Origin of the sequence: Nitrospira moscoviensis, assembly GCF_001273775.1 — a bacterium.
GTDB lineage: Bacteria > Nitrospirota > Nitrospiria > Nitrospirales > Nitrospiraceae > Nitrospira_D > Nitrospira_D moscoviensis.
In genome coordinates this window covers 3,531,115-3,556,687 of record NZ_CP011801.1, presented here as the reverse complement: position 1 = coordinate 3,556,687, position 25,573 = coordinate 3,531,115, and the positions used below count along the sequence as shown (strand labels likewise).

General features: G+C 61.9%; 22 protein-coding genes. 4 read left to right on the top strand and 18 right to left on the bottom strand.

Translation table 11 applies throughout. From position 1 onward, the window contains the following. Positions 1-17 precede the first annotated feature (17 nt). The 13 genes from NITMOv2_RS17270 to NITMOv2_RS17210 form a co-directional block, all read right to left on the bottom strand. Positions 18-956, bottom strand: coding sequence for a PP-loop family protein (locus NITMOv2_RS17270; RefSeq protein WP_053381047.1), 939 nt, complete (start codon positions 954-956; stop codon positions 18-20). A gap of 93 nt (positions 957-1,049) precedes the next feature. Next, positions 1,050-1,559: an NADH-quinone oxidoreductase subunit B family protein gene (locus NITMOv2_RS17265; protein WP_053381046.1), complete on the bottom strand. Its 510-nt coding sequence runs from the start codon at positions 1,557-1,559 to the stop codon at positions 1,050-1,052. 64 nt (positions 1,560-1,623) lie between these two features. Then, on the bottom strand, positions 1,624-3,210 hold the full coding sequence (locus NITMOv2_RS17260) for a hydrogenase large subunit (RefSeq protein ID WP_053381045.1): 1,587 nt from the start codon (positions 3,208-3,210) through the stop codon (positions 1,624-1,626). Positions 3,211-3,217: 7 nt separating this feature from the next. Then, the gene (locus NITMOv2_RS17255; RefSeq protein ID WP_053381044.1) at positions 3,218-4,738 is read right to left on the bottom strand and encodes a proton-conducting transporter transmembrane domain-containing protein; all 1,521 of its coding nucleotides are present in this window, start codon (positions 4,736-4,738) and stop codon (positions 3,218-3,220) included. Continuing rightward, positions 4,735-5,403, bottom strand: a complete 669-nt coding sequence (locus tag NITMOv2_RS17250) for a hydrogenase (RefSeq protein WP_053381043.1) — start codon at positions 5,401-5,403, stop codon at positions 4,735-4,737. Before NITMOv2_RS17250 ends, NITMOv2_RS17255 begins: the two co-directional genes overlap by 4 nt. Positions 5,404-5,405: 2 nt before the next feature. After that, positions 5,406-6,362 carry a respiratory chain complex I subunit 1 family protein gene (locus tag NITMOv2_RS17245; protein WP_083448390.1) on the bottom strand — a complete coding sequence of 319 codons (957 nt, stop codon included), beginning with the start codon at positions 6,360-6,362 and terminating at the stop codon, positions 5,406-5,408. A gap of 11 nt (positions 6,363-6,373) precedes the next feature. Then, entirely contained in the window at positions 6,374-8,401 is a 2,028-nt protein-coding gene (gene hyfB / locus NITMOv2_RS17240) for a hydrogenase 4 subunit B (RefSeq protein ID WP_053381042.1), read from the bottom strand. Positions 8,402-8,455: 54 nt separating this feature from the next. Further along, a complete protein-coding gene (locus NITMOv2_RS17235; RefSeq protein ID WP_053381041.1) occupies positions 8,456-8,686 on the bottom strand; it encodes a hypothetical protein in 231 nt (76 codons plus the stop codon). A gap of 14 nt (positions 8,687-8,700) precedes the next feature. Continuing rightward, positions 8,701-8,913, bottom strand: a complete 213-nt coding sequence (locus NITMOv2_RS17230; RefSeq protein ID WP_053381040.1) for a hypothetical protein — start codon at positions 8,911-8,913, stop codon at positions 8,701-8,703. 362 nt (positions 8,914-9,275) lie between these two features. Then, positions 9,276-10,634, bottom strand: coding sequence for a sigma-54-dependent transcriptional regulator (locus NITMOv2_RS17225; protein WP_053381039.1), 1,359 nt, complete (start codon positions 10,632-10,634; stop codon positions 9,276-9,278). Next, the gene (locus NITMOv2_RS17220) at positions 10,631-11,971 is read right to left on the bottom strand and encodes a two-component system sensor histidine kinase NtrB (protein WP_053381038.1); all 1,341 of its coding nucleotides are present in this window, start codon (positions 11,969-11,971) and stop codon (positions 10,631-10,633) included. The genes NITMOv2_RS17225 and NITMOv2_RS17220 overlap by 4 nt, the downstream gene beginning before the upstream one ends. Before the next feature lie 195 nt (positions 11,972-12,166). Further along, the gene (locus NITMOv2_RS17215) at positions 12,167-12,361 is read right to left on the bottom strand and encodes a MoaD/ThiS family protein (protein WP_053381037.1); all 195 of its coding nucleotides are present in this window, start codon (positions 12,359-12,361) and stop codon (positions 12,167-12,169) included. Positions 12,362-12,441: 80 nt separating this feature from the next. Then, positions 12,442-13,827, bottom strand: coding sequence for a CCA tRNA nucleotidyltransferase (locus NITMOv2_RS17210; protein WP_202967256.1), 1,386 nt, complete (start codon positions 13,825-13,827; stop codon positions 12,442-12,444). A gap of 263 nt (positions 13,828-14,090) precedes the next feature. On the opposite strand from NITMOv2_RS17210, the gene NITMOv2_RS23610 reads away from it, so the two are divergent. Beyond that, the gene (locus NITMOv2_RS23610) at positions 14,091-15,341 is read left to right on the top strand and encodes a hypothetical protein (protein ID WP_145976401.1); all 1,251 of its coding nucleotides are present in this window, start codon (positions 14,091-14,093) and stop codon (positions 15,339-15,341) included. Between the two features lie 347 nt (positions 15,342-15,688). On the opposite strand, the gene galT is transcribed toward NITMOv2_RS23610, so the two are convergent. Both galT and NITMOv2_RS17200 read right to left on the bottom strand, forming a co-directional pair. Then, the gene (gene galT / locus NITMOv2_RS17205) at positions 15,689-16,693 is read right to left on the bottom strand and encodes a galactose-1-phosphate uridylyltransferase (RefSeq protein ID WP_053381036.1); all 1,005 of its coding nucleotides are present in this window, start codon (positions 16,691-16,693) and stop codon (positions 15,689-15,691) included. A 96-nt stretch (positions 16,694-16,789) separates the two neighbouring features. Further along, positions 16,790-18,991 carry a glycoside hydrolase family 57 protein gene (locus NITMOv2_RS17200; protein WP_053381035.1) on the bottom strand — a complete coding sequence of 734 codons (2,202 nt, stop codon included), beginning with the start codon at positions 18,989-18,991 and terminating at the stop codon, positions 16,790-16,792. Between the two features lie 82 nt (positions 18,992-19,073). On the opposite strand from NITMOv2_RS17200, the gene NITMOv2_RS17195 reads away from it, so the two are divergent. From NITMOv2_RS17195 to NITMOv2_RS17185, 3 genes are all read left to right on the top strand, one after another. Further along, a complete protein-coding gene (locus NITMOv2_RS17195; protein ID WP_053381034.1) occupies positions 19,074-19,484 on the top strand; it encodes a VanZ family protein in 411 nt (136 codons plus the stop codon). Positions 19,485-19,541: 57 nt separating this feature from the next. Beyond that, the gene (locus NITMOv2_RS17190; protein ID WP_238590385.1) at positions 19,542-20,645 is read left to right on the top strand and encodes an aminoglycoside phosphotransferase family protein; all 1,104 of its coding nucleotides are present in this window, start codon (positions 19,542-19,544) and stop codon (positions 20,643-20,645) included. A gap of 101 nt (positions 20,646-20,746) precedes the next feature. Beyond that, positions 20,747-21,487, top strand: a complete 741-nt coding sequence (locus NITMOv2_RS17185; RefSeq protein ID WP_083448150.1) for a nucleotidyltransferase family protein — start codon at positions 20,747-20,749, stop codon at positions 21,485-21,487. A 72-nt stretch (positions 21,488-21,559) separates the two neighbouring features. Here the strand turns inward: NITMOv2_RS17185 and NITMOv2_RS17180 are convergent, their stop codons facing one another. The 3 genes from NITMOv2_RS17180 to NITMOv2_RS17170 all read right to left on the bottom strand — a co-directional run bounded on the left by NITMOv2_RS17180 (position 21,560) and on the right by NITMOv2_RS17170 (position 25,409). After that, positions 21,560-22,945: a sigma-54-dependent transcriptional regulator gene (locus NITMOv2_RS17180; RefSeq protein WP_053381031.1), complete on the bottom strand. Its 1,386-nt coding sequence runs from the start codon at positions 22,943-22,945 to the stop codon at positions 21,560-21,562. 75 nt (positions 22,946-23,020) lie between these two features. Next, positions 23,021-24,343 (bottom strand): DUF1015 domain-containing protein, encoded by a 1,323-nt coding sequence (locus NITMOv2_RS17175; RefSeq protein WP_053381030.1) that lies wholly within the window; start codon positions 24,341-24,343, stop codon positions 23,021-23,023. A gap of 97 nt (positions 24,344-24,440) precedes the next feature. Next, positions 24,441-25,409 (bottom strand): polyprenyl synthetase family protein, encoded by a 969-nt coding sequence (locus NITMOv2_RS17170; protein WP_187299254.1) that lies wholly within the window; start codon positions 25,407-25,409, stop codon positions 24,441-24,443. Positions 25,410-25,573 lie beyond the last annotated feature (164 nt).

Below are 25,573 nucleotides of genomic sequence, written 5' to 3'. Positions count from 1 at the left end.
CAAAACGAGCGGGCGGGTCACGAGAGCGAGGATGTTTTCGCGCGGGCCATCAGTTTGCAGTAGGAACAGACCTCGGCGGTCGTGGGCTGGCCGCAGGTCGCGCAGGGCCGCAACGCGGATTGATCCCGTTCGGCCATCGTGGGCGAGGGCGATTCACGTCGCTGCTGCTTTTCCAGGAACCCCCAATAAAACGTCTGCTTGGTGCCGGGCGATTCCGTTTCCAGCCGGTTCAGCACTTCCTTGTAGAGCAACGTCCTGGCGCCCTTCGCCATCGGACATTCCTCGACGATATAGTCGATCTTGTTCAGCACGGCATAGGCGGCCAGCTCGCGCTCGGTGAGGCGATAAAGCGGCTTCACCTTCTTCGCGAATCCGTCCACCGACGCCGGCAGGCTTGGCGCTTGTTTGTCCAAATATTCCTCTTGCCAGTGCAATACGTTGCCCAGCAGGCGCGCGGCTTCGTCATCCAGATTGTGCCCGGTCGCCATGACATCATAGTGGTGCTCGATCGCGGCGCGATTGAATTGATACCGTTTGATGGTTCCGCATGTCGAACAGGTGGGGCGATGCACCAGCATGGCGAGTTCCCTGATCCCCGCGCCCTCCTCCTGCTCGACTGTGTGCACATGCAGCGTCGCGCCATGCGCAGCCGCGACCGTCTCGGCAAACCGGATGACCTTGGCGTGCGATTGTTCCGAGTAGCTGCCGATCCCCAAGTCGACGTACAAGGCGTCGGCCTTGTAGCCCAGCTTCAGGAGAATATCCCACAGCGCCAGACTGTCCTTGCCGCCCGACACCGCGACGAGGATGCGCTCGTCCTTGCTGAACATCTTCTGCGACTTGATGGCCTTTCCCACCTGGTCATGGACGAATCCATTGAAGCAAGCCTTGCAGAAGGCGGCATTATGCCGAGGCAGCTTCATCACCGCTTTGGTTTTGCACTTCGTACAGTTCATGAAAAGGGCGACTTGCAGGATGGCTGATGGATCCCTTGTCGATGATACGGCTGGACCCGCGTTGATTGCAAACAGGTCTCCGCCGACAGGGGGCTACTGCTCGCGCTCCTGAAGGGCTTTTAATACGTGCAGGATGTCAGACGGGCGGGGTGGGCAGCCGGCAATGTGCAGGTCCACCTGAATGTGGCGGTCGACCGGACCGGTCACGGCGTAGCTGCCTTTGAAGACGCCGCAGTTGATGGCGCAGTCGCCGAGTGCGATCACGAGTTTGGGATCTGGCGTCTGTTTGTAGACATCCTTCAAGGCGCGCTCCATGTTGACCGTGACGGGGCCGGTCACGACCAAGGCATCGGCGTGTCTCGGCGACGCCGCGATGTGAATGCCGAACCGCTCCACGTCGTAGATCGGATTCGTCAAGGCGTTCATCTCCATCTCGCAGGCGTTGCACGACCCTGTATCCACTTCGCGGATCGTGAGCGACTTCTTGAAGAGCTTCGCTTTGTCGCGCGTCTCGGGCTTGATGTCCTCGGCCTGCGGCTCGCCGGCCGGATGCTGCCCCGTCACGACCCCGGTCTTGAGGCTCTTCTTGAGAATGCGGAACATGGGTCCTCCAACTTAACTATCGGCTATCGGCCATCAGCTCAGGAATTTCTGCTGACAGCGTTTTTCACAGATCGTTCCCCGCATAGGACAAATTGAAGCTCTTATTGATGAGCGGAAAATCCGGGACGATGTTCCCGATCACAGCCCATTGGATGGCGGGCCAATTCACGAACGAGGGATCACGGACCTTGCACCGGTGAATCACGCCATTCTCTCCCGCCATGAGGAAATACAGGATTTCTCCGCGCCAGCCTTCGACCGCCGAGATCGCCCATTCCCCTTGAGGAGGCGATCCGCTGACAGAAGTGCTGAGCGGGCCGACCGGCATCTTGCGGTGGAGCTCTCTGATCAGCCGGAAGGATTCGTGGATCTCGTCCATGCGCACGCGCAGGCGGGCACGGACGTCGCCGTAGCGGTACAGCGGTACCTTGACGGGAACTTCGTCATAGGCGGCAAAGGGGCGGTCGCGCCGCACATCTTGATCGAGGCCGGAGGCCCGCCCCATGACGCCGATTACGCCATGGTCCCAACCTATGCGTTCTGTCAGGACGCCGGTGGTTTCCAAGCGATCTGTGAGGGAAGCATTGGCGAAAATGATCGCTTCCAATTCAGAAAAGTCTGCTTCGATCCGATTCAGCTCTTCCACCGTCTCTGCCAGCGACGCGAGCGTGACGTCACGGGTGATGCCGCCGACGCAGAGGACGCCGCGCAAAAACCGCGAGCCGGTCAACCGTTCGTTCAGCTGCAGGAGCCGTTCCTTCATGCGGCTGCAGTGCGCATGGGCCAGGGCGTAGGCCGTGTCGTTGCAAATCGCGCCCACGTCGCCCAGGTGATTGTGGAGCCGTTCCAGTTCGAGCAACAGCGAACGGAGATAGCGGGCGCGCCGCGGCGCTTCGATGTGCAGGAGCGCCTCCACCGCCTGGCAATAGGCGAGGCCGTGCCCGACAGTGGTATCGCCGGAGACCCGTTCGGCCAGCGGCAGGCCGTCTATCAACCGACGCTGCTCGAAGAGCTTTTCGACGCCGCGATGTTTCCAGAAGTGCCGCAGTTCCAGTTGCATGATGGGTTCGCCCGCAACCGAGAAGCGGAAATGGCCCGGTTCGATGATGCCGGCATGGATCGGTCCGACCGGCACCTCGAAGACGCCTTCCCCTTCAATGTGGCGGAAGCGGTACTCCCCCTGCTGCCGTCCCAAGACCTGATTCCAGGCAAAATCTTTTTTGAGCGGATGCGTGCCCTTGGGCCAGTGCTCGTGGCGAACCAGGCGGCGGAGGTCCGGATGGCCCTGCGGGATCAACCCGAACATGTCCCGGATTTCACGCTCATACCATTGCGCCGAGTGGACCGAGGGAGTAACGGAGGGAAACAGCCGGTCGGGGCCCGCGATTTCCAGCGTCAGCAGCACCCAGGGCCGGCCGGCTTCCAGCGCAAACAGATAATGGACCTCGTACCGTTCCGCCGCCGGACGCAGATCCACGGCCCACAGGAGCGCGAGCCGGCCATGCAGCTTGTCATGAAGGTAGCGCGCGACCGGCGGAAGCAGCGCATGATCGGCGCGAAGCTGCATAAAGCCGGCCCGGTCGAACGGCTCCGGCTTCAACGCCGGAAACGCCGCCAGCAATTCTTCCAGCAAGGATTGACGGTCCGGCATCACGTCCTCATGGCGCGACCGAAGTCAACATGACGGAGGCCGCTTCCAGCAGATGGCTCAAAGGCAGGGGCAGCACCCAGCAGAAGCCCATGAGCACGACGCTTAACAGGATCAGCGCAAGGTGGCCGGCGGACCAGCGCTCCCCTCGTACGATCTGATGCGGCGCCGCGCCCCAGACCATCCCGGTGATCCGATACAAAAAGCCGGCGAAGGCCACGAGGCTGCAGAGCAGCAAGAGAATGACCGGTCCCCGCGACCCCGATTGGCCCCATTCTCCGGGGAGCCCGGCCGTGCCGAGCGCGGTCATGATCTGCATCTCGCTGGCAAAGAGCGCGAATGGCGGCAAGGCGGCCAAGGCCAATCCTGCGACGATCAGCGCCAACGCAGAGCCAGGCAGGACGGTCACGAGACCCTGCACCTGATGGATCTCGACGGAGCGATAGCGCCGATGAATATTGCCGGCGGCGAAGAAGGCCAACGATTTGGCGAAGGCATGGTTGATCAGATGGAAGAGCCCGCCGAAGGTCCCGACCGCCCCTCCGACGCCGAAGCCGACCATGGTGAGCCCCATATGTTCGATGCTGGAATAGGCCAAGAGCCGCTTGTAGTTGTGTTGCAGCAGGAGAAAGAAGGCGGCGATGGCGAAGGACAAGAGTCCGAACAGGACCAACAGGCTGCCGGTGAACTCGGGGGCCACGGCCTGATCGACGATGCCGCGGCTCCGCACGATCGCATAGACGGCGACGGTTTCCAGCACGCCCGCGAGCATCGCGGCGACCGGAGCGGGCGCTTCGGTATAGGCATCCGGCAGCCAGCTGTGCATGGGCACCAGCCCCACTTTCGTCCCGTAGCCGACAAACAGAAACACGAAGGCGAGTTTGAGGATATGCGCGTCCAGCTGCGCGGCCACCTGCTGCAGTTGCGTGACATTGAGCGCGGAGCTGACGTCGCCCAAGACGCGCAAGGAAGAATAGTACATCAGCACCACGCCGAAGAGCGCCAGCGAGATCCCGACCGAGCAGAGAATCAAATATTTCCACCCGGCCTCCAGCGATTCTCGGCGGCGCCAGAAGGCGATCAGAAAGGTCGTCGCGAGGGTCGCGGCCTCGATCGCCACCCACTGCACGCCGAGGCTGTTGGCGATGGTGGCCACGACCATCGCCAACAAAAACATGTGAAACAGGAAAAAGAAGAGATTGAGCCGGCTCGGCGCGATCACGCCGCGGGCCACTTGCTCGTCCAGATAGGACCGCATGTACAGGGAGCAGGCGAGGCCGACCGTCCCGATGATGAACAGAATCACCGAGGACAGCGCATCGATATAGACTAGCTCGCCCAGCGCCGTGATTGCGCCCGTGGTGAGGACCGTGCGGCCGATCACGACTTCCGCCGAGACCAGCGCGCCCATGCTGGCGAGGTTCACGAAGTGGAGCCAGCGTGACGACGTGAGCAGCAGGCTCAGCCCACCGGCTACGAGTGGCGCCAGGAGGAGCACGCTGACCGCGTACAGAGTGGTATGGTCGCTCATTCCTTCAACTCACTCAATCGGCTGGTATCGACGCTGTCGAAGGCGTCCTGCAGCCGATTCGTATAGATGCCGGCGATCAGCGCTGCGACCAAAACGTCAAAGAACACGCCCAGCTCGACGATCAAGGGCATGCCGTAGGTGGCGGCAGTGGCGCCTAAAAACAGGCCGTTCTCCATCACCAGGAAGGCAATCAGCTGGGTGACGGCCTTTTGCCGGGCGATCATCGTGAAGAAGCCGATCAGCACGATCGCCAGCGCGATCGCGAGCGAATCGCGCGTCAAGAGATGTCCAAAAGGAATGATCGGCTGGGTGATGAAAAAGGCGACCATGACCAGCGCGCCACAGATCAGCAGGCTCGCCGGGACGTTGACGTTCATGACCAGTTCGCGAGTTACGTTGAGCCGCTCGATCACTCGCCGCAGGACAAAGGGAATCACGATGACCTTGACCACCACCGTGAGCGCCGCCGCCAAATAAATGTGCGGCGTCCCGGTCAGGAAGGCGACGAAGGCCGCGGTCATCGCCAAAAACAGCGACTGGAGAGCGAAGAGATCGACACAGGCGGAGAGACGGCGTTGCGCGACGACGGCAAAGCAGGTGAGCAGCAGCATGGCTGAACCAACATCCACCATTTGAGAGCCGATATGCGGCGTCAGCCAGGACATGCTCACCCTCGCAGGATGTAGAAGAACAATAGGCCGAGCAGCGCCAAGATGAACGCCACTCCGAGCAGGTCGGTCACCCGGAAGAGGCGCAGCTTGGCAAACATGCATTCGATCGCGCCGATCAGCGCAGCGAGTCCGGCGATCTTGATCAGATAGACTCCGAAGCCGATCGCCAGCGCCATCGGCGTGAGGTTTGTCGCGATGCCCCAGGGGGCAAAGATGTTCGCCAAGAGCGTGAGGAACACCAGCAGCTTGATGCCGGACGCCCATTCGATGAGCGCCAGGTGGCGGCCCGAATATTCCAGCACCATCGCTTCATGGATCATCGTGAGCTCGAGATGCGTGGCCGGATTGTCCACCGGAACGCGGCCCGTCTCCGCGAGCGTCACGATAAAGAGCGCGGCGAAGGCCATCAGATGCGGTGAGGGATCGGTCACAATACCGTCCAACAAGGCCGTCTTGTGGACGATCGTGCTGAGGTTCGTCGAGCCGGCCGTCAGCGCAATGGCAAAAATAGCCATGATCGCGGCCGGCTCGGTCAACGAGGCGATGATGGCTTCCCGGCTGCTGCCCATGCCCCCGAAGGCCGAGCCCGCGTCGAGGCCGGCAAGAATCAGAAAGAAGGTGCCGATCGCCAATAGATAGACGAGCGCGATGATGTTGCCGGCGAAGTTGAGCGGAACCTGCGAGGCGAACACCGGTACGAGCAACCCGGCGGTCAACGTCGAACCAAAGACCATGTAGGGAGTCGCCGTGAAGATCCACGACGTCGTGGTGGAGACGACCGGCTGCTTTTTGAACAGCTTGGCGAGATCGGCGTAAGGCTGCAGGAGGCTCGCCCCGCGCCGGCACTGGAGACGGGCTTTCACTTTTCTGATGAGGCCCGCGATCAAAGGCGAAACGGCCAGGAGCACGAGGGCCTGGACGACCGTGAGGATGATGGCGTGAGGGATCTGCACGCGCTCCACCGTTAGATCACCAGAAGCAGGAGGACGACCAGCGTCACGAACATGTAGGTCAGGTACAGATGGAGGCTTCCTGCCTGAATGACGCGCAGCCGGTCCGCCAGGCCGGAGACCAATCCCACCACCGGCCGATACAAACACTTCTCGAACACCGGCTCGAGGTGAAAGGCAAAATGCCGACGCTTGGCAAAATATCTGGACTCTTGCAGGAACTCCGTTTCGAGCTTCACGGTCGGTTGATAGATCGTGCTGAAGACTCGTTTGATCGGCTGCACGAACCCCGTGGCCGTGTATTGCATGCGGGGCGAGAGCCGGATGCCGCATCCCCAGGTCTTGGAACGGCGCGTCGCGGCAAATCCACCGAAGAGGCCGACGAGACCGAACGCGAGGCCGGCGGTTCCGGCGAGGACCAGGGCGAGCACCGGTGAAGACAAGCTCGAAAACTCCACGCTGACCGGCGCCAGGGTCCAGCCGTCGAGCGCCAGCATCTTCCCCGCGATCGTGACGCCCGTCATCGGCATCGTGACCGGATCGATCAAGGGGACGACGACCATCGGCGCGAGGCCCAAGAAGATACAGACTGCGGCCAGGAAGCCCATGCCGATTCTCATAGCCCAGGGCACTTCCTCGGCACGGCGGGCATGGCCACTGCGCGGCAGCGCCAGGAAGGAGATGCCGAACGCCTTCGCGAAACAGGCCAGGGCCAAGACACCGGTAAGGGCCAACAGGGCGGCGGCCAGCGGCAGCATGAGCTTCATCAATAAAGAAGGAATCTGGAAGCTCAAGAAGAGGCTTTGGAACACCAGCCATTCGCTCACGAAGCCATTCGTGGGGGGCAGCGCCGCGATGGAGACGGCTCCGATCAGGAAACAGGCGCCGGTCCACGGCATGCGACGCAGCAGACCGCCGTATTCTTCCATGTTGCGCGTGTGGGTCGCGTACAGCAGCGACCCGGCCCCCAAAAAGAGCAGCGCTTTGAACATCGCATGGTTGATCGTGTGATAAAGGCCCGCTACCAGCCCCAACGCGGCCAGCTCTTCCAATCCATAAGTGTGAAAGATCATCCCGGCGCCGATGCCGAGCAGAATGATGCCGATGTTCTCGACGCTGTGATAGGCCAGCAGGCGTTTGAGATCGTGTTCCATCAGCGCGTACATCACGCCTAACAAGGCGGAGAGGGACCCGATGACCAGGATCGTGAATCCCCACCACGAGGGAAACTGCCCCCCGAGAAAGTCGAACATCACGCGCAGTAGCCCGTAGATCGCGGTCTTGATCATCACGCCGGACATCAACGCCGAGACATGCGACGGCGCGGCCGGATGGGCATAGGGCAGCCAGACGTGCAAGGGGACGATGCCGGCCTTGGTGCCGAAGCCGACCAGCGCGGCCAGGAAGGCCCAGGTGCGCAGGTGTTCCGGCATCGGTTGTTCGGGATGGCGGAAGAGGTCGAACGAAAACGACCCGGCCTGTTGGAAAAAGAAGAGCCACGCCAGCACGATGAAGGCCGTGCCGACATGGGTCATGATCAAATAGAATAAGCCCGCGTACCGCACATCCGCCTGTTCGTGCTCGGTCACAACCAGGAAGTACGACGCCAGCGACATCAGTTCCCAGGCGATCAGAAAGAACAGTCCGTTGTCGGCTAGGACCACCAGTGTCATCGCGCAGAGGAACGCATTGAGGAGCGATCCCAGCGCCGCGACCGACACGCGTCCCTGAAAGTGCCGGACATAGCCGAGGGCATAAATCGACGCGGCGAGGCCCGCGAGCGAGATGGTCAGCAGGAAGAACGCCGCCAGCGGATCAAGGCGAATCGCAAACGTGAGCAGCGGAATCGTGGAGGTGACGGACGCGGTCAGCGGCGCTGTCACGGTGAGGCCGAGCAGGCCCAGAGCGATGCCGGCGCCGGTCGCGGCGATGGAACAGAGGCCGGCGGAAAGGCCTTGCGCATGGGGTTTTCGAGTAAGACACAGCGGGAGCAGCATTCCGACCGCATAACTGCCCAAAAGGAACCAGAATAAGTTCAGCATGCGGTCGGATGATCGGTAGTCAGCGTATTTCAGTCGGCGAAATGGTGGTCATGGTCAAGACTGACGCGGTCGGGCGGTGCGCTGTCGGCAACGCGTCACGCCTTCTCTCGCTTTCAGATTGTTGGGGTCGCCGGCTATCACCGTTTTCCAGTGGAACAAGGCGTCCTCATGCTGTCCCAGCTCTTCCAGCAGCGACGCGAGGGCGCATCGTGTGTGGATGTCGGAGGGGCAGATCGCCAGGCGGTTTTGCAAGTCAGCCAGATCATCCATCCGCTTCTGTGACATGGGACGGCTCGCCGTCAGGTGCTCGTCGGGTCGATGTCCGGAGGGCTCAGCCCCGCCCGGTCCGTCGGCGATACACAGGCCGATCGGTGGTGATGAGTGCGTAATCGGCTCAGCGCGAGGACATCGCGAATGATGCCCCAGACTATGGCGAAGAGAATCAGTCCGATGAGGATACTGAACGCCCAGGCCCCCACGATGCTGCCCACACCCAGCAACAGTGCGGCCACATACAGGGCTGTCTCAAGCCATCCGATTGGATTTGTACTACGATGACGGGGATTCATCTGTTCGATGGGAGTCGACCATGTGCAGGGACGATGCCATGCACAGACACAGGGACTCTTTAGGTAACACATGAGGGAAGTCGAGGACTTTTGAGCATCGGCCTTGGATTCGGGACAGGGGCTGAGGCCGAGCTTCCCAATCTGTCATGCAAGACTTGCGTGTTTCACAAACCCCGAGCGCCGCCGAGCGTGCAAATCCTGCAGGGCTTGCCAGAGGCAGGAGGACGTGCGGAGGTTACACCGGACCGGACCCGCAATAATTGCAGACAGAAGGAACAGCGACCGTCCGAACGTCTCGGACGTCGCTATTCCCTGATGCCGTACTCTTTGATCTTATACTGAAGGGCGCGCAGGCTGATGCCGAGGAGCTTGGCGGCCTTTTCACGATGGCCGGTGACTTCGGCCAACGTACGCCGAATCGTTTCCCGCTCGATGTCTTTGAGCGATGTTCCAAGAGTTACGACCATCGTGCGCCTGTCCTCCTGGCTCGCTTGGATCTCTTCAGGAAGATGGACCGGTTGGATGGAGGACTCCTTCACGGTGATGACCAGCCGCTCCATGAGATTGCGGAGTTGGCGGATGTTGCCGGGCCAGGCATACAGTCGCAACAACCGCATGGCCTCCGGGGAGATATCTTTGAGCGGGCGATGATGCTGCTCGGTAAATTCTTGCAGAAAACGCTCTGCCAGGAGCGGGATATCGTCGCCCCGTTCCCGCAGGGGCGGCAGACGGATCGGCACGACGTTGAGCCGATAGTAGAGATCTTCGCGGAAGGTGCCTTGTTTGACGGCGTCCTCCAGATTGCGATTGGTGGCGGCAATAATGCGGGTATCCACCTTGATGAGCTTCGTTCCGCCCAGCCGGCGGAACTCTTTCGTCTCCAGCACGCGCAAAAAATCCACTTGCGATTTGAGCGACAGTTCTCCGACTTCGTCGAGCAAGAGCGTACCGCCGTCGGCGAGCTCGAATCGCCCCACCTTGGTCGCCATCGCGCCCGTGAACGCGCCCTTCTCGTACCCAAACAACTCGCTTTCAAAGAGATTCTCCGGCAGAGCCCCGCAATTGACCGTGATAAACGGTCCATCGGCTCTGGCGCTTTTGTGATGGGTGGCGCGGGCGACGAGCTCTTTCCCGGTGCCGCTTTCTCCGGTGAGCAAGACCGTGACGCCGCTGTCCGCGACCATTTCGACCAGGCTGTAGACCCGCTGCATCGGTTCGCTGTCGCCTACCATGTGGTCGAAACGGATTCGCGTCTCCAGGCGGTCACGGAGCTGCTTGTTTTCGCCGGCTAACGCGCGGCGCTCCAGAGCCTTCCCGATGACGAGGGGGAAACGTTCCCGATCGATCGGCTTGGTCAAGTAATCGTACGCGCCTGCACGCATGGCTTCGACGGCCGTGTCGATGGAGCCATAGGCGGTCATGACGATGACTTCGGTGTCGGGCCAGGAGGCTTTCAACCGATGGATGAAGGCGAGCCCGCCGATCCCGGGCATCTTGAGATCGGTCAGCACAAGGTCTGCGGAGCCCTGCGCGAGCGCCTCGATCGCCTCCTCTCCGGTGCCGACGCCGCGTGCCTCGTATCCCTGTTTCTCCAGCAGGGTGACCAGCGCCCCTCGGATGTTGATCTCATCGTCCACGACGAGGATGCGGGCACGATCGCTCATGAGGGGACCGCGGCATGAAGGCGGGTGGTGACTGCGGGGAATTGCAGCAGGACGGTCGTGCCCTGCCCCGGTTCGCTGGACACCTGAATCGTCCCGCCATGATCCTGCATGATCCGATACGCAATGGCGAGGCCCAAGCCGGTTCCTCCCGGCCTGGTGGTGTAAAACGGCTCGAAGAGCCGGGGGAGCGCGTCCTTCTGGATGCCGCTTCCCGTGTCGGATATGGCAATGTCCACCCAGCGGCGGTCACCGGCTTGCCGGCTGCACGCCGTCAGTCGGCACAGGCCGCCCTCCGGCATGGCTTGAAAGGCATTGACGACCACATTGACCAAGACCTGGCTGATTTGCGTCTCGTCTCCGAGCACCGGCGGCAATCCCTCTTCCACTCTATGTTCCAGGCGGATGCGGCGGTCTTCCGCCTCAAACCGCATGAGCGTGACGAGGGAGCCGATCACGGATGGCACATCCACCTCGTGCAGGCCAAGGGATCCGGGACCGGCGAACTTCATAAAATTATCGAGGATGGCCGACATGCGGCGGCATTCGGCATTCATGATTTGGAGATAATACGCGGCCCGCTCTCGTGAGTGAGCGGCGCCGTTCAGGTCATCTTCCAGGAGGTGCAGGTTCAAATCGATCGCGCTCAAGGGATTGCGCAGTTCATGGGCGACGCCGGCGGAGAGCGTGTGCAAGGCCGTCAGTTTCTCCGCGATGCGGACCCGGTGTTCCAGTGCCAGCCACTCGGTGACGTCATGCCCCTGTAAGATGACGCCCGCCGGTTGGCCGTCATCGCCGGTCAATTCGGTGGTCGTGACGCGAATGGTGCGAAGAGTGTGGTCATGGGCGCGATACGCCAAATCCTGTTGGCTGACGTGCCGGCGGGCTTTGAGCGCTTGGTCCAAGACGTCTCGGATCATGTCGCCCGGCGGGAAAACCGATTCATAGGAGTGGCCCAGCAGGTCCGTCGAAGAGCGCTTCAGCACGGCCTCGGCCGTGGGATTGACGGCGGTGATGATTCCGCCAGGGTTCAGAGTCAGGATGCCGGTCGGAATGCTCCGCAAGATATGGCGCGCGAGGCCTTTGACTTCCTCCAACGTGCGGCGAGCGCTGTCGTAATGCATGAACGCGATGACCGCGCCCACGACGACGGCGCTCATCAAAAAGATGATCAGCATAACGAGCATCAGGTCGCGGCGTGATTGCCACAGTGCGGCAAACAGCTCGGTGGGAACCGGCCGGCCTTTTGAGAAATCCTGCAGGAGCAGTCGCTCTTGCTCCAGATTGAACAGCAGGACGACGGATACGACCAAAGCCAAGACGAAAACGACGAAGGCCATCAGCGGGAGTGGCATCCAGCGGAACCGGCCGGGTGTGGGGACTGGTCTAAACATGCGCTGACGCTACGGGAATGGATTCATGCTACCACGGAGAGAAGGTGGGCGGTACCGGCCCTAGGGCATCCTTCTCGAGCGGCCCATCGCCGACCGAGACCGGACGAGGCCTGTCGATGGCGAAAGGCGCTCGCAGGAGGACTATCCTCCGGAAATCACCGGCCGGATTTCGATGCGGTCCCTATCGTAGAGCACCTCGTCTTCCGTGACCAATTCGTCCCCACGGATGACAAGGTGAGCTTCAACGACCAGGTTCAATTCGCGCAGGAGATCTTTGGCCTTCTTGGGGCCCTTCACTTCCACGGTTCTGGATGGATGACTGAGTTGTATCTGCATGGTGAGATGATATGCCCGCGGTTTGGAAAAAGTAAAAAGGAAAAAGTACAGAGTCGCAAGTAAAGAGCGGAAGAAGCAGATTACGGTGCCGAAGAAGGGATTTTGTGCCGCGCATACGCGAGCCCTTCGTCCAGGCTCGTGAATAATCCGTCCAGCTGGGCTTCGTAACAGTCGTCGAGCAGCCGGCCCATCTCGGGGCCCGGCGGAACGCCGAGTTCGAGGAGATGGCGTCCCATCACGAGCGGAGCGGGGGCCCGTCGGTCGATGTCCAACCGGCGAGCCCGTTCCAGCAACCATGTGCCGGCCGGGAAGCCGTCGAAGGGTTTCGGCGGGCGTCCCGCATGGTCGGCGCGGGCGACGCGGACGAGGCGGTCGATACGCCCGACTTGCCGCGCCAGCCGGCGCACGGCGCTGTCCGAGGCCCGGGCGTCGTAGAGCGCCCGCGGGCGGAGATGGCAGAGCACCAACGGGATCACCTGCGCGATCAGGTCTTCCTGATTCGTCAGCCGCTCAAGAAAACGTCTGGTCGGCGCTTCGCCCGCCGGCTCGTGGCCGCGCGAGGTGATCCGTCCGAATTCATGTCTGGTCGTGGCCGGTTTGCCGAAGTCATGGCATAGGACGCCGAGGCCGACGATGAGATCGTCTTCCCGGTTCCCCGTGCGTTCGGTGGCATACCAATCGAGACAGTGCAGGGTGTGGATCCACACGTCGCCTTCGGGATGCCAGGCCGGGTCCTGTTCGCAGCCCTCCAGCGCCGCCAGCTCGGGATAGAACCGGAGCCAGCCGCAGTCGCGCAAGAAGCGCAAGCCGAGCGAGGGCGTCACGCCCTGGAGCAGCAGCTTTTTCCATTCTTCCCAGAGGCGCTCAGCCGGCTGCCCTTCCTGGGTGAGCGGCCGGCAAAAGGCGATGGTGGCGGGCGCGGCGGTCAATTCAAACCGGGCGGCCAGCTGCATGCCGCGGAGCACGCGCACCGGATCTTCCGCGAATCGATCGGAGACGTGGCGGAGCACGCGTGCGTCCAGATCGCCGCGCCCGTCGAACGGATCGCGCAGCTCGAGCGTGTCGGGATCCCACGCCATCGCGTTCATGGTGAAGTCCCGCCTAGCCAAGGCGTCGTCGATCGTCATCTCCGGGGCGGCCTCGCGGAGAAGGCTCGGCACGGTGGGACTATCCGCCGGGAATCGGACGGGGATGGAGATGTCGATGGGCAAGCTGTGCAGCTTGAAGATGCCGAAGGCCTTTCCGACGAATTCGACGGTGAAGTGATCTGTAAGCAAAGCATGCAGCCGGCCGGGCGGGATGCCGAAAATCTCAAGGTCCAAATCGTGCGGCTGGCGGCCGAGCGCCAAGTCGCGCACCGACCCTCCGACGACCCAGGTGCGTCCGCCGGCGCGGCGCGCCATCTGCTCGATCATGCGTAGCGTCCCGCTCAGGGTGGGATCTTCGATGCGAAAGCGAATGGGCACTACAGCCCCGTATTCATCGATTTGATGTAATCAGGCTTATGCTTTGGGAGATGGCAAAGAGTTCAAGGCATTTCATCATTACTGAACCGCTAGTTCTCCTCGAATACCTTTACTCCGTGTATTCCTCAACATAAAACACAACCCGGTCCAAAAGATTGTCTGAAATGCACGCAATTCAAGAGCGGTACCATACTTAAGAGCTATTGTCACCGATACAAGCCTCTAGGCATGCTGCCGCAAACTCTAGGGAGGGATGGCGGATCATGCAAACCGATGTTTGCTTTAAACCGAGGGTGGTAATAGGCATCATCTTTATCTCTACCTGTTTATTGGCCTGTAGTGGAGGAGGTGAGGGAGCAGGTAACAGCGGAACAGTGGTGGCAACTTCAACAGGTATATTCGTTGATGCTCCTGTTCAAGGCCTAACGGTTTCATCTGGGAGTATCCAAAGCACGACGGACGCCGCTGGTGGTTTCCAATATACGGTTGGTCAGCCGACTACCTTTCGGTTAGGAAACCTTGTTCTAGGAACCTTTGTCATATCCGGGGCGAATGCATTTGTCTCTCCATTAAACCTGGCAGTCTCCCAATCCAATCCGACCCCACAAATTACCGACAATGGAGTGACAAATCGATTGCGGTTTCTTCAGACTGTGAAAAGCAACTCTGATCCTGCATCACTCAATCTGACTCAGGCAGCCTTGGCTTTACAGACGTTGCCCCCCGGAACAACATTATCATGGGATCAAGACCCGTCGCTGTTCAACATCGGCGGTCCTGGCATTCCGGGTTCGGTAGGTGCGAGCCTCCAGGCAGCGGGAATCTCCACAACGCTTGTATCCGCTGCCGCTGCGCAGGCAACCTTTACGACTGGTCTTCGTTGTGCATTAGGTGGATTCTATTCCGGTACGTTTTCTGGAAGTGATACAGGATCTTTTGGAGTTGGCGTGGCCCCCGGTATCGGTGAACTCATCGGAAGGGGATTTAGCAACAGCAATCAAGCAAACTTTTTCCTTAACGGAGTTCTAACGTTAAACGCGGCCAGTACAGTGTCCTTTGGAGTTGCCTCAACGGGAGCCAACTTCAGTGGCGTGGTATCTACAGGCGGCACTTCTGGAAACTGGCAGAATCCACCGGGTGGAGGAGCTTTTACAGGCACGAAAATGAGGCTTTCCTTGCCGGTCGGCACTCAGGGAGCGATCTACCGCGGGGTAGGCTTCGATACTGCATTGCGGGATAGAACCTCAATGGGTGATGTGGGTCCATTTGTTATGGCAATCGGATCTTCATCACTCACAGGATTGGCATTTTCATACGATGATCAAATGCAGCTCAGTTTAACAGGAACAGTGACCAACAACGATACCCTTGATGGACAAATCATCCAGGGAAACATCGTGCTTTCAAACTTCCATGCAACGATTAGTACAGATGGAACATTAGGCGGCCAATATACCGGCATACCAGGAGTTGGCAGCTCGGGTAGCGTCTGGGGATGTCGCACAAATTCATAAAGATCATCTTGCATCTTGGGATGTACTGGAAACCAGTCGTCCTAATTTTAGGAAAGGGCTAAGAATGAGGATCACTCTTCCGAAGGACGCCAAAAGAGGCGAAAGAATGAGCACAGGTAAGGGTTGGAGGCTCGTGAACAAGAACAAAAGCCGAGCGTTTAAGGCGCGCCTAGTCACCACGATGAAGGAAGGTAGCGTACGTCTTGCCGTGTTTCGGATATATGAGTAGGTGAACGTGACGTTTGGCGTAAAGATCCCAATTACGCCGCGTAGCGAGATCGCTGAAAACGAGACCAGGAGGACAGCGATGACTTCCTGTCTCGTGCCCGTACTACCTCTTAGCCGACCTACAGCTCCGCGTCCCTCAAATACTTGGCCGACTCCTCGGGGGACACCGGATTGATATAGAAGCCCGTGCCCCATTCGAAGCCGGCGACCTGCGTGAGCTTGGGGATGATCTCAAGATGCCAATGATAAAAATCGCCGGTCCGCTCGTGCAGCGGCGAGCTGTGCAGGATGAAGTTGTAGGCGGGGCGGGCCAGGACTTTGTCCATCCGGCGGAGACAGTCCGAGAGAATCGGCGCGAGGAATTCGAATTGCGTCTTCTGGCTTTCCTCGAAATAGCCGGCGTGCCGCTTCGGCAGGATCCACATCTCGAAGGGAAACCGCGGGGCGAATGGCGTGACGCAGACGAACTCCGGATTCTCCGCCACGATGCGGCCGCCGTCGGAGAGGTCCTGCCGCAGAATGTCGCAATACATGCAGCGCTCTTTCTGCTCATAGTGCGCCCGGCAGCCTTCGATTTCGTTGATCACGCTGGTGGGCACGATCGGCAGCGCGATCAGCTGCGAATGGCTGTGCTCCAGCGTGGCCCCCGCCGCGGCGCCGTGATTCTTGAAAATGAGAATGTAGCGGAGGCGGAGGTCCTTCTTGAGATCGATGATCCGATCCCGATAGGCCCACAGCACGTCCTCGATCTTCTTCGCCGGCATGTCGGCCAGGCCTTCCGTATGGCCCGGCGTCTCGATGATCACTTCATGGGCCCCCACGCCGTTCATGCGGTCGTAGAGGCCGACTCCTTCACGGCCCATGTCGCCCTCCACGTGCAGCGCCGGAAATTTGTTCGGCACGACGCGGATGGTCCAATTCGGGGCGTTCGGTTCGGCGGGCTGCGGGCGATAGGCCATGATCTCCTTCGGCGTGAGTCGTTCCTGGCCGGGACAGAAGGGACACAGGGCGGTGGAAATGGGACGGGCCGGCTGCAAGTGCACGAACTCGTGCGGGCGGCCGTTCCGCTCCGTCGAAATGATGACCCAGCGGCCGACGATGGGGTCGCGTCTTAAATCGGGCATGGTCCCTCACGCATGATTGTGTGAATTGCGATGGGGTGACGCGTTGATGCGCCGTGACATCACGAAATCACCAACTCACTCGATCACCGAATGATTTCACACTCTCCACAGCCCTGCTTCGAATTCCGGGCCCGGTACGGTGAGGACGGCCGGCTGGTGATGAGGATAGCGGGCGATCTCCAGTCCGTGTTCCGACACGACGATGGACAGGCGTATCTGCCGACCGGGGTCGGCCTCAAGATCTTTCCAGGGGACGGCGAGCTCGAAAATCTTTTTGCGGCTCATCGAATGGTACGGACCGATGTCGCGCCAGACTTCGGCTCCGATGGCCTCGGACAACATGAACCGAGCGGGGTCGGAGGGGGCGGGAGAAAAGGTCAGCCGGAAGGTCCGCTCCGCCGTCTGCAGCGTGATCGCCACCACCACGCCGCCGGTCCTCGCCTGCATGCCGTCGCCGGGATCGAGCCGCAGGAACAACTGCTCGCGATTCCACCCGAAGCGGATGGCGGTGAACAGCCGGTCCGCTCTCCACATGGCCCCCAGCGGGGGCTGGGTGTCGATCGAACCGGCCCCGCGCCACTCGAAAAAATCGGTGACCACCCCGTCGAGGGCCGGGTCGAGGAGGCGGAGCGGCTGAATGATCCGATCTCCTTCGAGATGCCTGGTCACCGAGATCGGTTGGTGGAGGTCGGCCGGCGGCGTCAGGCCCAGATGGAGCCAGACGTTGCGAAGATGGGTGCGGAACAGCCGATCGAACTCGTGCTTGAAATCCGTGTCGAAATCGTCGCCGTACCACCAGAACCAGTCGCTGCCTTCGGCGGCATAGAGCTCGTCCCACGCGGCTTCGGCTCGGTCGGCCGGCAGACTCGGCGCGAGATCGACGAGCCTCGTGCGCGTGTGACCCAGTAGATCCCACGCCCGGTTGTCCTCGTGATGACCGATCCAGATTTTGAAGTCCTGATTGATCCAGGAGCCGGAGTGCAGCATGGGCAGGTGTTCCGCCGGCGGCCCGGCGGCCAGCGCGTCGGACATCGTCGACGCCTGGACCCGGATGCGTCCCTCCCGATCCAGCGCCTGGTTCGCGAACGCGCCGTAGAGCAGCGAGAGAAACCGTTCGCCGCCGTCGTGATAATGCTCCCAGGGGTTCTCGCCGTCCAGGATGACCGCGATGAGGAGCCGTTCTTGCGGGACATCGTGAATGATGGTGCGCAGGCGCCGAAGGACGTCGTCCGCCGCCGAATCCGGATCGGTCTTGTGGTAGACGAATCCGAAGGCGTCCGACAATTCCCGATCGCGGAACACGATGGTGAGCTCTCCTCCTGCTTCGCCGACCCGATAGGGCCGATAGAGCGCCTGCGGGCGGTGCCAGGCGCGGCCGGATTGTTCCAGCGAGCGGGCCAGCACCCCTTCGTCCGTGGCGAGCCAGCGCAAGCCGGCTCGATGCGCCAACGGAATGACCTCCGGACAGACGGATCCTTCCGACGGCCACAGACCGGCCGGCGCACGACCGAACGTGCGGCGATGCGCGTCCACCGCGCGCGCCAGTTGGGCCGCGGCGTCGTCCGGCGCGCGGAAGCGAGCGGGGAGGGGCAGATCGGGTCTGGCGCGCCGGTTGATGTCGGTGTCGATCACCAGGGGCATGATGGGATGGAAGAACGGCGTGGTCGTGAGCTCGACCTGCCCCCGTTCCAGCAGCCGGCGGTACAGCGGCACAATGTCACGGACGGCCGCTTGTTGGAGCGCCAACACCTCCTGCTTCTCCTCTTCCGTGAACCCGCGATTCTTGTGCCGGAGAGCGGCCAGGCGGGGATAGCGACGCACGGTCCCGTATCCGAACCAGGCCAAGTTGTGCCACACTTGCAGATCGAGCAGCTCCTGCGCGGAAAATCGGCGCGCGAGGCGTTCCAGATCCCGGCCGTTCACGTCGAGGCCCCGTTTCACCAGCAACTCATGGTAGCGGGGATAGGGACGCACCATCGTGGCCCAGTTCGCGGCGAAGAAATGGCGGATCAAGAAGGCTTTCTCTTCGTCCGTGAGCTCCGCCGCCGGCCGGCGCGCGTGTTCGAGAAACAGATCGCGGACGGCGCCCGAACCGATTTCCTCCAATTGGCGCAGCAGCGACGGCGTGAAATTGAACGTCGCGCGGACCGAGGGAAATGTCTCGAGCAGAGAGGCCATGTCATAGTAGGCTTTGGTCGCATGGAGGCGCACCCACGGCATGCTCGCCGATCCGCCGACGGGGTCGGTGTAATAGGGCTGGTGCATGTGCCAGACGAAACAGACGTGGACGGTCTTCATCGTGCGTCAAAGTATGTCATAGGGTCGGAGGGCATGCAATGAACGGGACGAATCGGAGGCGCGGCAGCCGCACGGTGCCTTCATGGACATGATGCGGGTCACTCGTTATTGGGCGCCGGTTGCGGCCTATATGGGACTGATCTTCTATCTGTCCGCGCAGTCTCACCCCGAAGAGCAGCTGCCGTCGTTCCTCGCCGAGCTCAGCGACAAGCTGCTGCATGCGGTCGAGTATGCCGGTCTGAGCGCGCTCTGGTATCGCGCGTTCCGTTGGGGCGCGGCCGGTTTTTCCGTGCGGCAGGCGATGCTGTTCGCCGTCTTGGCCGCCTCGCTCTACGGCCTCAGCGACGAAGTGCATCAGCTGTTCGTGCCGTTTCGAGAATCCAGTTGGCAGGACTGGACGGCCGATACGGCGGGTGCGGGGCTCGGCGCGTTCATGATGCATCGGGTCTATCAGGCGCTGGAGCACCCCTCGGCGTCCGCCGTCCTCGACTGACGACGATTCGTGTCGCGCCGTGACAAGTCCGGGGGCAGCCGCTATAATCCGCGGCATATGTCCACCGCCCATCCCGCGCCTCCGAAAACTTCCCTGGCTCCTCCCGATCAGACGCTCGTCGCGCAGACCATCGAAGCGCAGCTGTCGCCGGGCTTGATTCTGCGCGGCCTGAGGCCGCTGGCCGGCGACGCGTCGAATCGCCGCTATTATCGCCTGGACGTCGCGGGCGGCCCGCCCCATTCCCTGATTTTGATGCAGCTCGCAGAACCGGAGGGGTTCAAGCAGTCGGAGGAAGCGGTCAGCGGCGCGCTGCATCAGATAACCGAGTTGCCGTTCCTCAATATCTTGTCGCACCTCTCCAAGGCCGGCGTGTCGGTGCCGGCGCTCCACTATTACGATCAAACGGCAGGCCTTCTGTATCTGGAGGATTTCGGCGACGTGACCCTCGCGGAAGCCGTGAGCAAGGCGGAGGGGCCCACTATCGAAGCCCGTTACAAGCAGGCGATCAACGTGTTGGTACAGATACAGGTCAAAGCCACGACCCCGGCCGATCCCGGCTGCCTGGCATTCCATCGCAGCTTCGACGTGCCGTTGTTGATGTGGGAGTTCGATCACTTTCTGGAGTACGGCATCGTGGCGCGGCGCGGGAAGCCGATGTGTTCCGACGATTGGACCGCGATCCGGCATGAGTTCGAAGTCATCGCGGAGCTGTTGGCCGGGCAGCCGCGGGTCTTCACCCATCGGGACTACCATTCCCGCAATCTCATGGTCGACGGCTTGCGTCTCGGCGTGATCGATTTTCAAGACGCCTTGATGGGGCCGGCCACCTACGATCTGGCGTCGCTCTTGCGGGACGCCTATATTCAGCTGGACGAGACGCTCGTGGACGATCTGATCGGCTATTACCTGGGTCAATTGGCCGAACGGCGCTGCGTCTGGACCAATCGGGAAGCCTTCCGCCGGCTGTTCGATCTCACGAGCATCCAACGCAATCTCAAGGCGGCCGGCCGGTTCGTCTATATCGATCGTGTCAAAGGCAACCCCAAATTTCTCGCCGACATTCCGCGCGTGCTGAGCTACGTCAAGCGCAATCTTCAGAAGTATCCCGAGCTGGACAGGCTGCGAAAGCACCTCACGCCGTATGTGCCGGAATTACAGTGACGAGTGACAAGTGACAGGTGACAAGTGATCGTTCTTGAATCGCCGAGGCGGGATGCTCGCCGTACTCGTCACTCATCACTCGTCACTCGTCACGTTCTTCCATGAAAGCCATGATCCTCGCGGCGGGGCTGGGCACCCGCCTCAGGCCGCTCACCAATACGATCCCCAAGCCCTTGCTGCCGGTCGCGGGCACGCCCCTCATCGTCTGGAATCTGCTGTTGCTGAGACGGCACGGCTTCCACGATGTCGTGATCAATCTGCATCATCTTGGGCCGATGATCGAGCAGGCGCTGGGCACCGGGTCGAAGTTCGGCTTGCGGATCATCTATTCGCAGGAACCGGTGATCTTGGGCACGGGCGGCGGGATCAAGCAGGCCGAGCCCTATTTCTCCGGCGACCCGGTGCTCGTGCTGAACGGCGACACCCTGTTTGAGCTGGATTTGACCGCCCTGTGCGCCTTTCACCGGGAGCGGAAGGCGGCCGCCACGCTGGTGTTGCGGGAGGATCGGGAGGCGGCCCGCTGGGGATTGGTCGAAGTGGCGGCGGGCAATCGGATCGTCCGGATTACCGGCCGCGGCCTGAGCGACCCCGGTCCGACACAACCGCGCATGTTCGCGGGCGTGCATATCCTGAATCCGCGCCTGTTGCGCGACGTCAAGCCGGGCGTCGAATCGTCGATCATCGATCCCTATGTCGCCGCCATCGCACGGGGAGAGCCGGTGCTCGGCTACGATCTGCACGGCTATTGGTCGGATGTGGGGACGCCCGAGCGGTACAGTCAGGCGGAGCAGGACGCGCGGGCGGGATTGATCAGATTGGATGACCGGCGCCTCGCGGAGTAACTGATGGGGTAACGGGGTAGCGGGATAGCGGGGTAACGGGATAATGGGCTAGCGGGATACCCCGGTACCCCGTTACCCCCTTACCCCCTCCTCTCTACCGCGTTGTCGCTTGATCAAGCGGGCGAGATAGGTGCGCTGGAGTTGCAGAAACTCGGCGGCTTTGGTTTGGCTGCCATCGGCTCGCTCGAGGGCTCGGGCGATGATGTGCCGGCTGTGGGCGTCCATCGATTCGTGGTACGGCAGATTGAGATACGGCAGGCGCCCGTCGCCGTCGCTCCCGCGGCTGGACTCTTCCGGAAGCAGCGCCAGCAATTCCGGTTCGATCGTTTCGCTGGGACTTAAGACGACGGCCCGCGCAATGACGTTGTCCAACTCCCGGATGTTCCCGGGCCAACTGTAGCGGGTGAGGGCGTCCAGCGCTGCCGCGCTGAGCGCCATGCCGGGCCGCTTGGCGTCTTTGGAATGCCGGTCGAGGAAAAACTGTGCCAGCGGCACGATATCGCCGGCGCGCTCGCGCAGAGGCGGCAGCGTGAGGGTGATGATGTTTAGCCGAAAATAGAGATCCTCGCGGAATTGCCCGGCCTTGACGGCTTGGCGCAGATCCTTGTTCGTCGCGGCGATGACGCGGATGTTGACCGACACGGTTTTGGTGCCGCCCACCCGGTGGAATTCCCGATCCTGTAACACCCTCAGCAGCTTCGCCTGCAGGGGCAGCGACATGTCTCCGATCTCGTCCAGAAAGACCGTGCCGCCGTCCGCCATTTCCAGCTTGCCCTTGTGCTGTCGGTCGGCTCCGGTGAACGCGCCCCGTTCATGCCCGAACAATTCGTTCTCCAGCAGCGTCTCCGTCAGGGCGACGCAGTTGATGACGATCAGCGGCATCGCGCGCCGCTGGCTCCATCCATGGATGGAGCGCGCGAAGAGCTCCTTGCCGGTGCCGCTTTCGCCGAGCAACAGCACGCCGGCGTCCGACTTGGCGGCCCGCTGCGCCGATTCGATGACGGTCTTGATGGCCGCGCTGCCGCCCACGATGGCCGCATAGCGGCCGGCGACTTCCGATCGCAGGCAGTCGACGTGGCGCAGCAGCGAGGTCCGCTCCAGCGCTTTGCGGATGACGATGCACAAATGGTCCTTGTCCAGCGGTTTGGTCAGAAAATCATAGGCGCCTTCCTTCATGGCGGCGACCGCCGCATCCACCGATCCGTAGGCGGTCATCACGATGACCGGAAGATGCTCGGCCTGCCTCATCTGCCCGAGGCGGTTCAGCACGTCCAGACCCGAGAGCTTGGGCAGATCGAGATCGAGGAGAACGAGGTGGGGGGATTCCAGCTCGACCTGTTCGAGCGCCTGTTGCCCGTCGCGCGCGACCACGGTCCGGTAACCCGATGCCCGCAGGCGATCTTCCAGCATGGTGACGATGTCCGCGTTGTCGTCGACGATGAGGATCTTCGCTTCCATAGCACTGCGGAACCCGCATGAGCGATATAGGGCAAGGGAGTGGACGAGGGGCTCCCGGAGCCCGCGCGAGCGCCGTTATTCCTCCATGACGTTGATGACCAGGCCGGTGAGGGGCTTGGGATAGAAGTAGGTGGACTTGTGGGGCATGCGCTCGCCCGCCGTCGCCACGGCTTGCACTTCGCTGACCTTCGTGGCGTTCAATAACAGCGCGCCCGTGCCCTTGCCCTGTGCCGCCCAATCCAGGGCTTCGTGATCGTCCTTCGTGTAGAGGATCGCCTCCTGCGCCTCCTGCGTGGGGCACAGCTTCGCCACGACGAGCTGCTGCAACAGGGACACATCCAATCGCGCGCGCGGCGAGGCCTGCGCCGAGGGGCGATACGCCGGTTTCAGCGCCAACGTGACGTAGCGGTCCGCTCCGGCGAGGGCGAGGCCGAACGTCGGCACCGTCCGCCCCTGGGTCCGGAGCGCGGTGATGAAGGACGTTCTGGCTGCGGTGCGATCGGCCGCGGTAAAGGGGAACTCCTGGACGTCGAACGTCTCGCCGAGCAGCGTCTTGACCTGCGCGTAGGGCGGCAGCGCCGTGGTGATCACGCGGTGCGTCGGCAGGACGGTGAGGCCCGGGTCTTCCAGCGGGGCCAGCATCATCAACACGGCATCGTAAGGGTGCAGCCCGGCCGGCTGGCCGGCCTGTTCCCGCCTGATGCGCTGGTAGTTCAACGCCGTCTCATAGCGATGGTGCCCGTCGGCGATGAACAGCGGCTTGCTCTGCAGCGCCTCCACCACCTGCTTCAGGACGGCCGGCTCGCTCACCGTCCAGAGCTGCTGGCGGCAGCCGCTGTCGTCGGTGAAATCGATGCGGGCCGGCTGGCCCTTCACCGCCGTTTCAAGCGCGCTCAGGACGGCGTTCTGTGGATCGGAATACAGGAGCCAGATGGGGCTGAAGTTGGCCTTGCAGGCCTGCAGCAGATTGAGGCGATCGGTCTTGGCCGCGGCGCGCGTGTTCTCGTGCGGATAAATATGCCCCGAGTCGAGCGACTCCAGTTTCGTCGTCGCGAGGAAACCGCGCAGGACCTTGCGGGGCGCCTGCGGGTCCGATGAGGGAACGCGGTATTCGATCGTGTGGTAATAGACGGCCGGCTGCGCGTCCCGTTTGAGCGCGCCGGTCTTGAGCCAGTCTTTCAACGTCGCGGCGGCGCGGGTGTAGCGGTTGTGGGCCGGGCTGTCGCCCGCCTGATCCAGGCCCAACTCCAACCGGATGATGTTCTGCGGATGCCGGTCATGCAGCGCGCGTTGGCCGGCGGCGTCGATGATGTCATAGGGCGGCGCCGCAACCTGCGCGATGTCGCCGACGACGGATGGATCGTAGAGGGTGCCGCGAAACGGGATGATCTGTGACATGAATCGGTTCCTTGCCGTATGGGTGATGATGTTTGACGATGTATCCGGCTGGAGATGATGGCCCCCGTCCCTCCCGACGGGCTGGAACGGAGACCGGCTACCGGTCGCGGGTGATCATGTAATCGGCGGCCACGGCCAGCGCGCGTCGCGCGGTGCTGTCCTCAAAGAGCTCAAGTTCGTGCTGGGCCGCCGCGATATAGGTCCGCGCCCGGTCCATGGCATAGATGATGGAACCGAACTCCGCCATCAGCGACAGGATGCGATCCAAGTCGGCTTCGCTCAGCGTGCGGGTTTCCATCCGATCGGTGATCATCCGGCGGTCGGGTTCCGAACAGTGCTGCAGAAGGTGCAGGAGCGGCAGCGTCGCCTTGCCTTGACGGAGGTCCTGGCCCAGCGTTTTGCCGAGCCGTTCGCCGTTGGCCGTGTAGTCGAGGGTGTCGTCCGCCACCTGGAACGCGATGCCCAGGTATTGACCGAACCGAAAGAGGGCCTCCTGCTTGTCTTCCGCCGCCTCGGCGATGATGCCGCCCATCCGGCAGGCCGCCGCGATGAGGCCCGCGGTCTTATGCTCCACGATCTTGACGTAATCCGCTTCCGGCATCGCGGGGTTGCCGTTGTAATAGAGTTGGAGCACTTCGCCTTCCGCCATCTTGGTGCAGGCTTCGGCCAGGACTTCGTTGATACCCTGGCTGCGGAACTCCACGACTTGGGCCATCGCTTTGGAGTAGAGGTAGTCGCCCACCAGGATACTGATTTGATTGCCCCAGACTTTGCGGGCCGTCCGGCGCCCCCGGCGGATGTCCGCCTCGTCCACGACATCGTCGTGCAGGAGCGTCGCGGTGTGGATGAATTCGATCAGGCTGCCGAGCTGATGATGGTCGCGGCCCCCATAGCCGCAGAGGCGGGCCGAGAGCAGGAGCAGCAGGGGACGGACACGCTTGCCGCCGCTGCTCAAAATATGAGCGGCGACGGTATTGACCAGAGTGACGCTGGAATCGAGATTTTCCCGGATCTGACGCTCAACCCCGTCCAACTCGTCGCGGTACGCCTCCCAGACGTCCGCCATCGTATGGATCGTCGAAGTAATCGGTCCGTTGGACATGCGGCGGATGGTAGGGCAGTCCAGTAAACAATGTCAAGCAAACCGGCCTCATAACTCACCGCGAACCTTGACAGATTCGAAGCCCTTCCAGTATTGTGCGGGGCACCGAACAGCAACGGGAGCCCCCG

Coding starts and splice junctions, on each gene's coding strand:
- NITMOv2_RS17270 (WP_053381047.1), bottom strand. CDS start 956: ATGAACTGTACGAAGTGCAAAACCAAAGCGGTGATGAAGCTGCCTCGG.
- NITMOv2_RS17265 (WP_053381046.1), bottom strand. CDS start 1,559: ATGTTCCGCATTCTCAAGAAGAGCCTCAAGACCGGGGTCGTGACGGGG.
- NITMOv2_RS17260 (WP_053381045.1), bottom strand. CDS start 3,210: ATGCCGGACCGTCAATCCTTGCTGGAAGAATTGCTGGCGGCGTTTCCG.
- NITMOv2_RS17255 (WP_053381044.1), bottom strand. CDS start 4,738: ATGAGCGACCATACCACTCTGTACGCGGTCAGCGTGCTCCTCCTGGCG.
- NITMOv2_RS17250 (WP_053381043.1), bottom strand. CDS start 5,403: ATGTCCTGGCTGACGCCGCATATCGGCTCTCAAATGGTGGATGTTGGT.
- hyfB (WP_053381042.1), bottom strand. CDS start 8,401: ATGCTGAACTTATTCTGGTTCCTTTTGGGCAGTTATGCGGTCGGAATG.
- NITMOv2_RS17235 (WP_053381041.1), bottom strand. CDS start 8,686: ATGTCACAGAAGCGGATGGATGATCTGGCTGACTTGCAAAACCGCCTG.
- NITMOv2_RS17225 (WP_053381039.1), bottom strand. CDS start 10,634: ATGAGCGATCGTGCCCGCATCCTCGTCGTGGACGATGAGATCAACATC.
- NITMOv2_RS17220 (WP_053381038.1), bottom strand. CDS start 11,971: ATGGCCTTCGTCGTTTTCGTCTTGGCTTTGGTCGTATCCGTCGTCCTG.
- NITMOv2_RS17215 (WP_053381037.1), bottom strand. CDS start 12,361: ATGCAGATACAACTCAGTCATCCATCCAGAACCGTGGAAGTGAAGGGC.
- NITMOv2_RS23610 (WP_145976401.1), top strand. CDS start 14,091: ATGCAAACCGATGTTTGCTTTAAACCGAGGGTGGTAATAGGCATCATC.
- galT (WP_053381036.1), bottom strand. CDS start 16,693: ATGCCCGATTTAAGACGCGACCCCATCGTCGGCCGCTGGGTCATCATT.
- NITMOv2_RS17200 (WP_053381035.1), bottom strand. CDS start 18,991: ATGAAGACCGTCCACGTCTGTTTCGTCTGGCACATGCACCAGCCCTAT.
- NITMOv2_RS17195 (WP_053381034.1), top strand. CDS start 19,074: ATGGACATGATGCGGGTCACTCGTTATTGGGCGCCGGTTGCGGCCTAT.
- NITMOv2_RS17190 (WP_238590385.1), top strand. CDS start 19,542: ATGTCCACCGCCCATCCCGCGCCTCCGAAAACTTCCCTGGCTCCTCCC.
- NITMOv2_RS17185 (WP_083448150.1), top strand. CDS start 20,747: ATGAAAGCCATGATCCTCGCGGCGGGGCTGGGCACCCGCCTCAGGCCG.
- NITMOv2_RS17180 (WP_053381031.1), bottom strand. CDS start 22,945: ATGGAAGCGAAGATCCTCATCGTCGACGACAACGCGGACATCGTCACC.
- NITMOv2_RS17175 (WP_053381030.1), bottom strand. CDS start 24,343: ATGTCACAGATCATCCCGTTTCGCGGCACCCTCTACGATCCATCCGTC.
- NITMOv2_RS17170 (WP_187299254.1), bottom strand. CDS start 25,409: ATGGCGGACGTCTGGGAGGCGTACCGCGACGAGTTGGACGGGGTTGAG.